The organism is Pusillimonas sp. SM2304, assembly GCF_031628915.1.
In the GTDB taxonomy this organism is placed as follows: domain Bacteria; phylum Pseudomonadota; class Gammaproteobacteria; order Burkholderiales; family Burkholderiaceae_B; genus Pusillimonas_C.
Genome location: NZ_JAVLUJ010000001.1, coordinates 930,987 through 942,909 on the forward strand (window position 1 = coordinate 930,987; position 11,923 = coordinate 942,909).

The following is an 11,923-nucleotide window of genomic DNA, read 5'->3' on the forward strand; positions in this document are numbered from 1 at the left end:
ATGGCTTTTGAACCGGTATATATCGTTGACGGCGCGCGCAGCCCCTTCCTGAAGGCCCGCAATGCGCCCGGCCCATTTGCCGCGTCCGACCTCGCCGTCCAGACCGGACGCGAGCTACTGCTGCGGCAAGCCTTTACACCCGCCGACCTGGACGAAGTCATCATCGGCTGCGCCGCCCCCTCGCCGGACGAAACCAATATCGGGCGGGTCATTGCGCTACGCCTTGGCTGCGGCCACAAGGTGCCCGGCTGGACAGTCATGCGCAATTGCGCGTCAGGCATGCAGGCGCTTGATTCGGGACTGATGTCGATTCAAACCGGGCGGTCCGATCTGGTGCTGGCGGGCGGCGTGGACGCCCTGTCGCGCGCGCCGGTCCTGCTGTCCGACGAGATGGTGAAATGGCTGGCGGCCTGGGGCGGAAGCCGCAGCCTGAGCCAGAAGCTGGCCACCTTGAAAACGCTGCGGCCCAAACACCTGGCGCCCGTCATCGGGCTGCTCAAAGGGCTGACCGACCCCGTTATCGGCTTGTCCATGGGCCAGACCGCCGAAAACCTGGCCCACCAGTTCGGCATCAGCCGCCAGGCCATGGACGCGTACGCCGCCCAAAGCCATCAGCGCGCACTCGCGGCGCAGCAAGCGGACGCATTCCAGGAAGTAGTGCCGCTTGCCGACCCGACAGGCCGGCTCTATGCCCAGGACGACGGCATCCGCGCGGACTCCACCCCGGCCAAGCTGGGGCAGCTCAAGCCCGTCTTCGACAAACCCTGGGGCAATATCACGGCCGGCAACAGCTCTCAGGTGACCGACGGCGCAGCGCTGCTGCTGCTGGCTTCCCAGGCCGCGGTAGACCGCTGGCAACTGAAACCGCTGGGCCGTATTACCGACGCCCAATGGGCCGGACTGGATCCGGCCGTCATGGGGCTGGGTCCGGTCATGGCGTCCACCCCCTTGCTGGAACGTCACCAGCTCGGCCTGAACGACCTGGACTTATGGGAAATCAATGAAGCATTTTCCGCCCAGGTGCTGGGCTGCCTGGCCGCCTGGCGCGACGAATCCTGGTGCCAGGAGCACCTGGGCCGTGCTGCCCTGGGCGAGCTGGACCCGGAAAAGCTGAACGTCGACGGCGGCGCCATTGCGCTGGGGCACCCGGTCGGCGCATCGGGCGCCCGCATTGTGCTGCATCTGCTCAACGCCTTGCATGCGCGGCATCTCAAGTGCGGCATTGCCAGCATCTGCATAGGCGGCGGGCAGGGCGGCGCCATGTTGATCGAAACCTGCCACAACGAGGGATGACCATGACGCATGATTTTGATTCATTGGGCCTGGCCAATTTCAGCTGCCGCCTGGACGACGAACGCGTCGCCTGGCTTACCCTGGATTGTCCCGGCAGCGCGGTCAACCGGCTTTCGGCCGACGTCATGCACGAACTGGGCCTGGCGCTGGACTACTTCGACCAGACTCGCCCCGCCGGGGTGGTGATCCAGTCCGGCAAAGAGGCCGGTTTCATTGCGGGGGCGAATATCGACGAGTTCGCCGGCCTGGACACCCCCGCCAAAGGCATGGAGCTGGTCTCGCGCGGATGGACCTTGTTCAATCGCCTGGCCAAGGTGGACTACCCCACGCTGGCCCTGATACGCGGCCACTGCCTGGGCGGCGGGCTGGAGCTGGCCCTGGCATGCCGCTATCGCCTGGTGGTGGACCAAGCCGGTACATCGCTGTCGCTGCCCGAAGTCATGCTGGGCATCTTCCCCGGGTGGGGCGGCATGCAGCGCCTGCCGCGCTTGATTGGCGCGCCGGCCGCACTGGACATGATGCTCAGCGGCAAACCGCAAGATGCCCGCAAGGCCGCCAGGCTGGGCCTGGCCGATGGCCTGGTGGCGCCCCGGCTGGCGGAGCAGGCCGCCAAGGCAATGGTGCTGGGCGGCAAACCCCGGCGCCGCGCCAAAGGCTTGCCCGCATGGCTCAACAGTCCCTTGGCGCGACCCCTGGTCGTCAGGCAGACCACCCGGAAACTGGATGGCCGCGACCCCTATCGCCACTACCTGGCCCCACGGGCCATCCTGCAGATATGGGCCAAGCATGACGGCAACGCGCTCAAGGCGCCGCAACTGGTCGACCAACTGATCCGGTCCGATACCGCCCGCAATCTGCTGCGTGTCTTTCGATTGCAAGAGCGCCTGAAGGCGTTCGGCAAAGCGGGGCGCCAGCAGCCTCACGCCCGTCATGTGCATGTCATCGGCGCGGGCGTCATGGGCGGCGACATCGCCGCCTGGTGCGCGCTGAAAGGGTTCACCGTGACCCTGCAGGACCAGGACCGCGAACGCATCGCGGCGGCGCAGGGGCGGGCCCACACGCTGTTTGCACGCAAGACCCGGCACCCTCGCGATGCCCGGGCCGCCGCCGACCGGCTCACGCCGGACCTGCGGGGCGACGGCGTCCGGCATGCCGACTTCGTGATCGAAGCCATCACAGAAAACGCCGATATCAAGCGCGGCCTGTATGCGCAGATCGAACCGCTGATGAAGCCTGGCGCCATTCTGGCCACCAATACGTCCAGCCTGTCGCTGGAAGAACTGCGCATGGGCCTGGATAGGCCGGAGCGCTTCATCGGTATTCATTTTTTCAACCCCGTGGCAAAAATGCCGCTGGTGGAGGTGGTGGAAACCGACGGGGTCGGCGCGGCGGTTAAAACCGCCACCTACGCTTTTGTGGACGCGATCGGCAAACTGCCCTTGCCCGTACAAAGCACGCCCGGCTTCCTGGTCAATGCCGTCCTGGCGCCTTATATGCTGGAAGCCATGCGCTGCGTGGACGAAGGTATCCCGCCCGAGACCCTGGACGCGGCCATGCTGAAGTTCGGCATGCCCATGGGGCCCATCGAACTGATCGACACCGTGGGCCTGGACATCGCCCGGGATGCCGGCCGCCAGCTATCCGATCAAGCAAGCATGCCGGCTTGCCTGGAACACCACCTGGCTCGCAATGAACTGGGCCGCAAGTCGGGACAGGGGTTCTACCGCTGGAAAGACGGCAAGGCGGTCAAGCAAGAGGCAGGCGCCATACCGCCCGACCTGGCGGCTCGCCTGATTACCCCCTTGATAGACAAAACCCGGCAGCAGCTTGAACAGGGTGTCGTAGCGGATGCCGACCTGGCCGATGCCGGTGTCATCTTTGGCACGGGATTTGCTCCTTTCCGCGGCGGCCCCCTGCACTACAGCTGCACAGACCCCTTGGACACACAGTCCACAAGCTGATGTCCGCATCTTTTCAGGTAGCACCTGTCATTCCATAAGAAGAAAGTTCTCTCTCAATTCATTGATGAATCAGCATGGATTCAAACGGAGGTGGCATATGAAAGCAGCACAGTCGTTGCGCATCGTTTCGGCAATCATACTGGGCCTGGGCGCAGGGGGCGCCCAGGCAGCGGGTTTCCAACTGCTGGAGCAAAATGCAAGCGGCATTGGCAACGCTTACGCGGGATCGGCCGCTATTGCCGAGAATGCCAGTACGATCTACTACAATCCGGCAGGCATGACCCGCTTGCCGGGCGTGAATGTCTCGGGCGGCCTCACGGGCGTCAGGCCATCGTTCAAGTTCAAGAATAGCGGCAGCACGGGACCCGGCGGACTTCCCCTGGGATCGGACAACGGGGGCGATGCCGGTTCGCTGGGCCTAGTGCCCAATGCCTATGTGTCGTGGGAAGTGAACCCCAGCTGGTACCTGGGCCTGGGCATAGGCGCGCCCTTCGGGCTGATGACCGAATACGACGAGGGCTGGGTGGGGCGCTACCATTCCAAGAAGTTCAGCATCAAGAGCATCAACATCAACCCCTCGGTGGCTTATAAGGTCAATGACCAGCTGTCCATCGGCGCGGGGGTCAACTGGATGCAGCTCGATGCCAACTATCGGCGCAACAGCCCGGCTGCGGGCCTGATCGGCCAATTGCCCGGCGGCATGGCCAACCCTCTGGCGCCGACCTTGCTGGGAGCCCCCGACCTAGAAGCGCAAGTCAAGATGAAAGGGGACGCCTGGGGCTGGAATCTGGGCCTGATGTACCAGGTCACTCCTGATACACGGCTGGGCTTGTCGTACCGGTCCAAGGTCAAGATCAAGGCCAGCGGCGATACCAACATCGACAATACGACACCCGTTCCCATCCCGACCCACTTCGATGCCAAGGCCACGGTCGAACTGCCCGACACGGCTATTTTCAGTGTGGTGCACGACCTGAACAGCAAATGGCAATTGCTGGCCGATGTATCGTGGACCGGCTGGAGCAGCATCAAATCGCTGAAGATCAACAATGGCAACCCCGCGTTCGACGACGAGCTTGACCTGCGCTTTCGCGATACCTGGCGCGTTGCATTCGGCGCCAATTACAGGCTGAATCACCAGTGGACCCTGAAGGGCGGGGTGGCGTGGGATCAATCGCCCGTGGACAGCAGCAAGTATCGCCCCACCTCTTTGCCCGACAACAATCGCTATTGGGTATCGGTTGGCGCGCAGTACAACGTCAACGACCGCACCAGCGTCGACATCGGCTACGCGCATCTGTTTGTAAAGAGCACGTCGATCGACAACGACACCGATGCGGCAAGCAAGGGCACCGTGCGGGGCGATTATTCGTCCAATGCCAATATTATTGGCGTGCAGGTATCGCACCGCTTCTGATCCTGGCCACCGCAATACCGGCATGAAGCTTTCCACGCTCAAACGGGTGCCGCCCCGGTGGCGCGCATGGGTCATGCGCGTGGGCTTCAACTTTCATCCGGCCTTTCGGGGCACCGGCGGCCGCGTGGCGTACATCTCGCCGGACCTCACGCACGTGCGCGTGCGCCTGCCTCTGGCGCGGCGTACGCGCAATTTTGTGGGCTCGCTGTACGGCGGTTCCCTGTACGCCGTCACTGACGGCGTACATGTCGCCATGCTGCTCACGCTGATGGAACGCGACGTCATCATTTGGGACAAGGCGGCGTCCATACGCTACCGCCGGCCGGCCTACACCACCTTGCACGCCGATTTCCGGCTCGCCGCCGATGAGCTGGCACAAATAGAACAAGAACTGGACGCCCAGCACGAGACATCGCGCCGCTACACCATCGAGCTCAAGGACGATCTGGGAAATATATACACGGTGGTGGAGCGCATGGTATATATCGCCGACAAGCATCATCACAAACAAAAAATGCAGGGTTCGCCGGCATCACGTTGAAAAACGCAGCGGGTGCTACCATAAAGCGGGCTCACTTCGGCCGGCGCAAAGACGCAATTCAACAGGGCAGACATCATGGAACCTATCTGGCTAGACCACTATCCATCCGGCATACCGGCCGACATCACCGCCGAAGCGGCCAAGTACGATTCGCTGGTGGCCATGTTCGAAGAAAGCTGCTCGCGCTACGCGCAGAACGTCGCCTATATCAGCATGGGTGTCCAGATGACCTATGCCGAGCTCGATGCGCGTTCACGGCACTTCGCCGCCTGGCTGCAAGCCCGCGGCGTCAAGAAAGGCGACCGGGTCGCCTTGATGATGCCCAACCTGCTGCAGTACCCGGTCTGCCTGTTCGGCGTGCTGCGCATAGGGGCCGTCGCGGTCAACACCAACCCCCTGTACACCCCCAGCGAACTCGAGCACCAGCTGCAGGATTCCGGAGCTGAAACCATCGTCATCGCCGAGAACTTCGCCCACACTTTGCAGAAAGCGCTGCCGAACACGCCGATCAAGACCATCGTCATGACATCGCTGGGCGATATGCTGGGCACGGTCAAGGGGGCGGTCACCAACCTGGTGGTGCGGCACGTCAAGAAACTGATCCCCGCCTATTCGCTATCCGGCACCCTGGACTTGAAGCAGGTGCTCAAGGAAGGCCGCAGCCTGCCTTACACGCGCCCCGAACTGTCGCACAAAGAGCTTGCCTTGCTGCAGTACACCGGCGGCACCACGGGCGTCGCCAAAGGCGCCATGCTCACGCACGGCAACATGGTGGCCAACGTATGCCAGGCCCAGGCCTGGGTCGATCCCTATCTGGACGGCAGCCGGGAACTGATCGTCACGGCCTTGCCGCTGTATCATATCTTCGCCCTGACGGCCAATTGCCTGACCTTCATGAAGCTGGGCGCCCGCAACCTGCTCATCGTCAATCCCCGCGACATTCCCGCCTTTACCAAAAGCCTGGGCCAGCACAAGTTCACGGCCATCACCGGGGTCAACACCCTGTTCAATGCCTTGCTCAACCATCCCGATTTCGCCAAGCTGGATTTCAGCGCGCTCAAGCTGGCGCTGGGCGGCGGCATGGCGGTCCAGGAAGTCATCGCCCAACGCTGGCTGAAAACCACCGGCAAGCCTATTGCCCAAGCCTACGGCCTGACCGAAACCTCGCCGGCCGTCACCATCAATCCGCTCGATAAAACCGAGTTCACCGGCTCCATCGGCCTGCCGGTATCATCCACCGAAATTTCCATACGCAACGAAACGGGGCAGGACCTGCCCCAGGGCGAAAGCGGCGAGATATGCGTGCGCGGTCCCCAGGTGACGCCGGGCTACTGGAACAAACCCGACGAAACCAGGAAGGCCTTCCACCCGGACGGCTTCCTGATGACGGGCGATATCGGCTACGTCGACGAGCAGGGCTATGTGTACATCCTGGATCGCAAGAAGGACATGATCCTGGTGTCGGGCTTCAATGTGTATCCCAACGAGGTCGAGGCCGTGGCCATGGAGCATCCCGATGTGCGCGACGCGGCCGCCATCGGCGTGCCCGACGAGCACTCGGGGGAAGTCGTGAAGTTGTTCGTGATCCGCAAGAACAACACGCTGACGGAAGAAGAACTGATCAAGTTCTGCCGCAGCAAGCTGACGGGCTACAAGGCGCCGAAACTGGTCGAGTTCCGCGACGACCTGCCCCGCAGCAATGTGGGCAAGATTCTGCGGCGCGAACTGAAGGAAGAAATCAAGGAAGACGCCACACAGGAGAAATGAAAAGCCCCGGCTCAAATAAAAAGCCCCGAACGGATTCGGGGCTTTTTTGTTGCGTAGCGAAGTGAACGCAGCCTGGCGGCGCTTGCCGCCGGACCGGTTTCTTAGATCACGCGTGCGGCTTCCAGCAAACGCACAACAGTCCACGACTTGTCGCGCGAGATAGGACGGCCTTCCGCGATTTCAACCGTGTCGCCTTCGTTGTACTGGTTGGTTTCATCATGCGCTTTGTACTTGTTCGAGCGTACGATGATCTTGCCAAAGATGGGGTGCTTGACGCGGCGCTCGACGCGAACCACGACAGTCTTGTCCATCTTGTTGCTGACCACCTGGCCAATGAGGGTACGTTGGCGCTTGGCGGCTTGAGTGTTTTGAGTTTCGCTCATTTTACTTTCCTGCGTTCTCAGTCATGATGGTACGGACGCGCGCGATATCGCGGCGGACTTTACCGATCTGACTGGTATTGGAAAGCTGCTGGGTGGCACGCTGCATGCGCAGGTTGAATTGTGCCTTCAGCAGGCTTTCGAGCTCTTTGCTGAGCTCGGTAGCATCTTTGGAACGGAGTTCGCTGGCTTTCATGAGGTCTCCTTAAGCACCAATGTGCCGCGACACGAAGGTCGTGGAAATCGGCAACTTAGCGGCGGCCAGGCGGAAAGCTTCACGTGCAAGCTCTTCGCTTACACCTTCCATTTCATAGAGCACCTTGCCGGGTTGAATTTCTGCGACCCAGTATTCAGGATTACCTTTACCGTTACCCATACGGACTTCAGCAGGTTTCTGCGAAATCGGCTTATCGGGGAAGATGCGGATCCAGATACGGCCGCCACGTTTGATGTGACGGTTGATCGCACGACGAGCAGATTCGATCTGGCGCGCGGTCAGGCGGCCACGACCCGTGGCTTTCAGACCGAATTCACCAAACGATACTTGCGCACCGCGAGTCGCCAGGCCGGTATTGCGGCCTTTGTGCTCTTTGCGGTATTTTCTGCGTGACGGTTGCAGCATGTTTATTCTCCTTCAGGCGCCGGCGCAGCAGCAGCTGGCGCAGCGTCTTTGCGAGGGGCCCGACCACGGCCACCACCACCAGGACGACGGCCATCGGGACGTTCGCCACGAGGCGCGCGACGCGGACGGCGCTCTTCATCACGAGGCGCGGCGGTCTCGGGAGGCAATTCGCCGTTAGGCAGCATGTCGCCCTTGTAGACCCAGACTTTGATACCGATAATGCCGTAGGTCGTTTGGGCTTCGGAAGTGCCGTAATCGATGTTGGCGCGCAGGGTGTGCAGGGGCACACGGCCTTCGCGATACCATTCGGTACGGGCAATTTCGATGCCGTTCAAACGGCCCGAGCTCATGATCTTGATGCCTTGGGCACCCAGGCGCATGGCGTTCTGCATGGCGCGTTTCATGGCGCGGCGGAACATAATGCGTTTTTCAAGCTGCTGCGCGATGGAGTCGGCAATCAGCTGAGCGTCGGTTTCGGGCTTGCGGATTTCTTCGATGTTGACGTGCACGGGCACGCCCATCAGGCGCTGCAGATCGGCCTTGAGGCTTTCGATGTCTTCGCCGCGCTTGCCGATCACGACACCCGGGCGAGCCGAGTAAACCGTAATACGGGCGTTCTTGGCAGGACGCTCGATCACCACGCGACCAACGGAAGCGCTTTTCAGTTTTTTCTTCAGATATTCGCGTACGCGGATGTCTTCGGCGAGCATGCCGCCAAAGGCTTTATCGTCTGCGTACCAGCGCGAACTCCAGTTGCGGTTGACCGCGAGGCGGAACCCAATCGGGTGTATTTTCTGTCCCATTGTGACTCCTTAAGCCCCGACTTTGACCACAATGTGGCAAGTCTGCTTCTCGATACGGTTACCGCGGCCTTTTGCACGTGCGGAGAAACGCTTCATCGACTGGCCCTTGTCCACGTAGATCGTGGTGACCTTGAGTTCATCGATGTCGGCGCCGTCGTTGTGCTCGGCGTTGGCGATCGCGGACTCAAGCGCTTTCTTGAGGATGCCCGCGGCCTTCTTGGGTGTGAAAGTCAGGATATTCAGCGCCTGGGCAACGGACTTGCCGCGGATGAGGTCCGCTACAAGACGTGTTTTCTGGGCCGAAATATGGACTCCACGGATAATTGCTGTAGTTTCCATCACTTACCTCTTGGACTTTTTGTCCGCAGCATGACCCTTGAACGTACGGGTCAGTGCGAACTCGCCGAGCTTGTGGCCGACCATGTTCTCGTTGATGTAAACGGGAACGTGCTGGCGGCCATTGTGCACAGCAATCGTCAGCCCAATGAACTCGGGCAGGATGGTGGAACGGCGCGACCAGGTTTTGATCGGCTTTTTGCCTTTTTCCTCGACAGCGGCATCGACCTTCTTGATCAGATGCGCATCGACGAATGGGCCTTTTTTGATCGAACGTGACATGTTGTTCGCCCCTTACTTGCGCTTGCGACGCGAGACAATCATATTGTCCGTGCGCTTGTTACTACGGGTTCTGTAGCCCTTGGCCGGCGTACCCCATGGGCTGACCGGTTCGCGACCTTCGCCAGTACGTCCTTCACCACCACCGTGCGGGTGATCGACCGGGTTCATGGCAACGCCACGAACGGTAGGACGCACACCACGCCAGCGCATGGCACCGGCTTTACCGATTTGACGCAAGCTGTGTTCTTCGTTTCCGACTTCGCCTATGGTTGCGCGGCAGTCGATGTGAACGCGACGGACTTCGCCGGAGCGCAAGCGCACCTGAGCGTATGTACCTTCACGAGCCAGCAGGACAGCCGATGCACCGGCGGAGCGTGCTATTTGTGCACCCTTGCCCGGAAGCATTTCGATGCAGTGAATAGTGGAACCCACGGGTATGTTGCGGATAGGCAGCGTGTTGCCTGCGCGGATGGGAGCATCCAGGCCGGACAACAGCGTTGCACCCACTTCCAGACCGCGCGGAGCGATGATGTAGCGGCGCTCGCCGTCGGCATAGCACAGCAGTGCGATATGCGCAGTGCGGTTGGGGTCGTATTCAAGGCGCTCGACCTTGGCCGGAATGCCGTCTTTGTTGCGACGGAAATCGACCAGGCGGTAGTGCTGCTTGTGACCGCCGCCACGGTGGCGAACGGTGATGTGGCCATTGTTGTTACGGCCAGAACCACGTTTTTTCTTTTCGAGCAGAGCTGCGAACGGCTCGCCTTTGTGCAGATTAGGGCTAACGACCTTGATCATGCCACGGCGGCCGGCCGAAGTCGGCTTGACTTTTACGAGTGCCATTTAGTTCACCTCTGTAAAGTCGAGTTCCTGACCGTCTTTGAGCGACACATATGCCTTGCGCTCGTTACGGCGGCGACCCATGAAACGGCCAAAACGCTTTTCTTTGCCCTTGCGGTTCAAAACCTGCACGGACTCGACTTCGACTTTGAAAAGGAGTTCGACAGCAGCTTTGATTTCAGGCTTGGTAGCGTCGGCCGCTACACGGAAAGCGATTTGCTGATTTTTTTCGGCAACGAACGTGGCTTTTTCAGTCACGATAGGAGCCAGGATAACTTGCAATAAGCGTTCGGCGTTCATCCCAACATCTCCTCGAGTTGAGCGATAGCCGGCTTGGTGATCAGCACTTTCTTGTAGTGGATCAGCGACAGCGGATCGGCATAACGCGGTTCGACCACGGCAACGTGCGGCAGGTTGCGCGTAGCGAGATAAACGTTTTCGTCGAGCACGTCGGTAATGATGAGCACCGATTCCAGACCCATGCTTTTGAGCTTGTCGGCAGCCAGCTTGGTCTTGGGGGCGTCAAGGACGAACGTATCGACGACGGCGATGCGGTCTTCGCGCGCCAACTGGGAAAGGATCGCGCGCAGACCGGCACGATACATTTTCTTGTTGACCTTATGCGAGAAGTTCTCTTCGGGCGAGTTCGGGAACGCGCGGCCACCCCCACGCCAGATGGGCGAGGAAGTCATACCCGCACGGGCACGGCCGGTGCCTTTTTGGCGCCATGGCTTCTTGGTGCTGTGCTTGACGGTATCGCGGCCTTTTTGCGCACGATTGCCGCTGCGGGCGTTGGCCTGGAAGGCCACAACGATTTGGTGCACAAGCGCTTCGTTGAAGTCGCGGCCGAAAATGGTGTCGGGCGCGGCAACCGTAGCAGAGGATTGACCCTGGTCATTCAGGAGCTTGAGTTCCATGATTAGGCTCCTTTCTTGGCCGACATCTTGATGGCGGGACGCACGATCACGTCGGCATTCTTGTGGCCGGGGACTGCGCCCTTGACCAGCAACAAGCCGCGTTCGGCGTCGACACGCACGATGTCGAGGTTTTGAACGGTACGGGTAGCATCGCCCAGGTGACCCGACATTTTCTTGCCGGGGAAAACACGGCCCGGATCCTGCGCCATACCGATGGAGCCCGGAACACGGTGCGAAAGCGAGTTACCGTGGGAGTTGCGCTGACCGGCAAAATGGTGCCGCTTGATGGTGCCGGCAAAGCCTTTACCAATCGTCGTGCCAGTGACATCAACCTTTTGCCCTGCTTCGAAGACGCTTTCGACGGCCACGACAGCGCCGGCTGAAAACTCAGCGGCCTTGGCGGGGTCTAGACGGAATTCTTTCAGGATGCTGCCGGCTTCGGCGCCGGCTTTGGCGTAATGCCCTGCCTGGGGCTTGGTCACGCGGGTAGCGCGACGTGTACCGTAGGCAACTTGCACAGCCGCATAGCCATCGATTTCTGGCGACTTGACTTGGGTAACGCGGTTGTTCGACACGTCCAGTACGGTCACCGGGATGGACTCGCCTTCCTCGGTGAAAATACGGGTCATGCCAACTTTACGCCCCACAAGCCCCAGCCGATGAGCGGCGGGTGTAGGTGTCGAGTTCGACATCGTTTTCTCCATTCCCGACTGCGATTGGTCGGGGCTAATTACAGTGCGCACAAGGCGGTTTCCCGCCCAGGCGCA

The 11,923-nt window shown here is 60.9% G+C and carries 15 protein-coding genes; 5 read left to right on the forward strand and 10 right to left on the reverse strand.

The window, feature by feature from the left end; genetic code table 11:
- From RE432_RS04280 to RE432_RS04300, 5 genes are all read left to right on the forward strand, one after another.
- A complete protein-coding gene (locus tag RE432_RS04280; protein WP_310931987.1) occupies window positions 1-1,293 on the forward strand; it encodes an acetyl-CoA C-acetyltransferase in 1,293 nt (430 codons plus the stop codon).
- 2 nt (window positions 1,294-1,295) lie between these two features.
- Complete coding sequence (locus RE432_RS04285; protein ID WP_310931988.1) at window positions 1,296-3,254, forward strand: 3-hydroxyacyl-CoA dehydrogenase NAD-binding domain-containing protein; 1,959 nt, start codon at window positions 1,296-1,298, stop codon at window positions 3,252-3,254.
- Between the two features lie 97 nt (window positions 3,255-3,351).
- A complete protein-coding gene (locus RE432_RS04290; protein ID WP_310931989.1) occupies window positions 3,352-4,671 on the forward strand; it encodes an outer membrane protein transport protein in 1,320 nt (439 codons plus the stop codon).
- Window positions 4,672-4,693: 22 nt separating this feature from the next.
- Entirely contained in the window at window positions 4,694-5,212 is a 519-nt protein-coding gene (locus RE432_RS04295; RefSeq protein ID WP_310931990.1) for a DUF4442 domain-containing protein, read from the forward strand.
- Between the two features lie 75 nt (window positions 5,213-5,287).
- The gene (locus RE432_RS04300; RefSeq protein ID WP_310931992.1) at window positions 5,288-6,979 is read left to right on the forward strand and encodes an AMP-binding protein; all 1,692 of its coding nucleotides are present in this window, start codon (window positions 5,288-5,290) and stop codon (window positions 6,977-6,979) included.
- A 101-nt stretch (window positions 6,980-7,080) separates the two neighbouring features.
- Here the strand turns inward: RE432_RS04300 and rpsQ are convergent, their stop codons facing one another.
- The 10 genes from rpsQ to rplC are packed head-to-tail and all read right to left on the reverse strand — an operon-like array spanning window position 7,081 to window position 11,848.
- Window positions 7,081-7,362 carry a 30S ribosomal protein S17 gene (rpsQ, locus tag RE432_RS04305; RefSeq protein ID WP_310931993.1) on the reverse strand — a complete coding sequence of 94 codons (282 nt, stop codon included), beginning with the start codon at window positions 7,360-7,362 and terminating at the stop codon, window positions 7,081-7,083.
- 1 nt (window position 7,363) lies between these two features.
- Window positions 7,364-7,555 carry a 50S ribosomal protein L29 gene (gene rpmC, locus RE432_RS04310; protein ID WP_013743952.1) on the reverse strand — a complete coding sequence of 64 codons (192 nt, stop codon included), beginning with the start codon at window positions 7,553-7,555 and terminating at the stop codon, window positions 7,364-7,366.
- Between the two features lie 9 nt (window positions 7,556-7,564).
- Complete coding sequence (gene rplP, locus RE432_RS04315; protein WP_180068450.1) at window positions 7,565-7,981, reverse strand: 50S ribosomal protein L16; 417 nt, start codon at window positions 7,979-7,981, stop codon at window positions 7,565-7,567.
- Window positions 7,982-7,983: 2 nt separating this feature from the next.
- A complete protein-coding gene (rpsC, locus tag RE432_RS04320) occupies window positions 7,984-8,784 on the reverse strand; it encodes a 30S ribosomal protein S3 (RefSeq protein WP_310931995.1) in 801 nt (266 codons plus the stop codon).
- Between the two features lie 9 nt (window positions 8,785-8,793).
- Window positions 8,794-9,123 carry a 50S ribosomal protein L22 gene (gene rplV / locus RE432_RS04325; protein ID WP_129969638.1) on the reverse strand — a complete coding sequence of 110 codons (330 nt, stop codon included), beginning with the start codon at window positions 9,121-9,123 and terminating at the stop codon, window positions 8,794-8,796.
- A gap of 3 nt (window positions 9,124-9,126) precedes the next feature.
- Entirely contained in the window at window positions 9,127-9,402 is a 276-nt protein-coding gene (rpsS, locus tag RE432_RS04330; protein WP_013743956.1) for a 30S ribosomal protein S19, read from the reverse strand.
- A 12-nt stretch (window positions 9,403-9,414) separates the two neighbouring features.
- Window positions 9,415-10,242 (reverse strand): 50S ribosomal protein L2, encoded by an 828-nt coding sequence (gene rplB, locus RE432_RS04335; protein ID WP_310931996.1) that lies wholly within the window; start codon window positions 10,240-10,242, stop codon window positions 9,415-9,417.
- On the reverse strand, window positions 10,243-10,539 hold the full coding sequence (gene rplW, locus RE432_RS04340; protein WP_130038195.1) for a 50S ribosomal protein L23: 297 nt from the start codon (window positions 10,537-10,539) through the stop codon (window positions 10,243-10,245).
- A complete protein-coding gene (rplD, locus tag RE432_RS04345; protein WP_310931997.1) occupies window positions 10,536-11,156 on the reverse strand; it encodes a 50S ribosomal protein L4 in 621 nt (206 codons plus the stop codon). The genes rplW and rplD overlap by 4 nt, the downstream gene beginning before the upstream one ends.
- Window positions 11,157-11,158: 2 nt before the next feature.
- A complete protein-coding gene (gene rplC / locus RE432_RS04350; RefSeq protein ID WP_310931998.1) occupies window positions 11,159-11,848 on the reverse strand; it encodes a 50S ribosomal protein L3 in 690 nt (229 codons plus the stop codon).
- Window positions 11,849-11,923: the final 75 nt, after the last annotated feature.

Excerpts from the sequence above, each read along its gene's own strand:
- rpmC (WP_013743952.1), bottom strand. The coding sequence starts at position 7,555 with ATGAAAGCCAGCGAACTCCGTTCCAAAGATGCTACCGAGCTCAGCAAA.
- rpsQ (WP_310931993.1), bottom strand. The coding sequence starts at position 7,362 with ATGAGCGAAACTCAAAACACTCAAGCCGCCAAGCGCCAACGTACCCTC.
- rpsC (WP_310931995.1), bottom strand. The coding sequence starts at position 8,784 with ATGGGACAGAAAATACACCCGATTGGGTTCCGCCTCGCGGTCAACCGC.
- rplD (WP_310931997.1), bottom strand. The coding sequence starts at position 11,156 with ATGGAACTCAAGCTCCTGAATGACCAGGGTCAATCCTCTGCTACGGTT.
- rplB (WP_310931996.1), bottom strand. The coding sequence starts at position 10,242 with ATGGCACTCGTAAAAGTCAAGCCGACTTCGGCCGGCCGCCGTGGCATG.
- rplC (WP_310931998.1), bottom strand. The coding sequence starts at position 11,848 with ATGTCGAACTCGACACCTACACCCGCCGCTCATCGGCTGGGGCTTGTG.
- rplP (WP_180068450.1), bottom strand. The coding sequence starts at position 7,981 with ATGCTGCAACCGTCACGCAGAAAATACCGCAAAGAGCACAAAGGCCGC.
- rplV (WP_129969638.1), bottom strand. The coding sequence starts at position 9,123 with ATGGAAACTACAGCAATTATCCGTGGAGTCCATATTTCGGCCCAGAAA.
- RE432_RS04295 (WP_310931990.1), top strand. The coding sequence starts at position 4,694 with ATGAAGCTTTCCACGCTCAAACGGGTGCCGCCCCGGTGGCGCGCATGG.
- rplW (WP_130038195.1), bottom strand. The coding sequence starts at position 10,539 with ATGAACGCCGAACGCTTATTGCAAGTTATCCTGGCTCCTATCGTGACT.
- rpsS (WP_013743956.1), bottom strand. The coding sequence starts at position 9,402 with ATGTCACGTTCGATCAAAAAAGGCCCATTCGTCGATGCGCATCTGATC.
- RE432_RS04300 (WP_310931992.1), top strand. The coding sequence starts at position 5,288 with ATGGAACCTATCTGGCTAGACCACTATCCATCCGGCATACCGGCCGAC.
- RE432_RS04280 (WP_310931987.1), top strand. The coding sequence starts at position 1 with ATGGCTTTTGAACCGGTATATATCGTTGACGGCGCGCGCAGCCCCTTC.
- RE432_RS04290 (WP_310931989.1), top strand. The coding sequence starts at position 3,352 with ATGAAAGCAGCACAGTCGTTGCGCATCGTTTCGGCAATCATACTGGGC.
- RE432_RS04285 (WP_310931988.1), top strand. The coding sequence starts at position 1,296 with ATGACGCATGATTTTGATTCATTGGGCCTGGCCAATTTCAGCTGCCGC.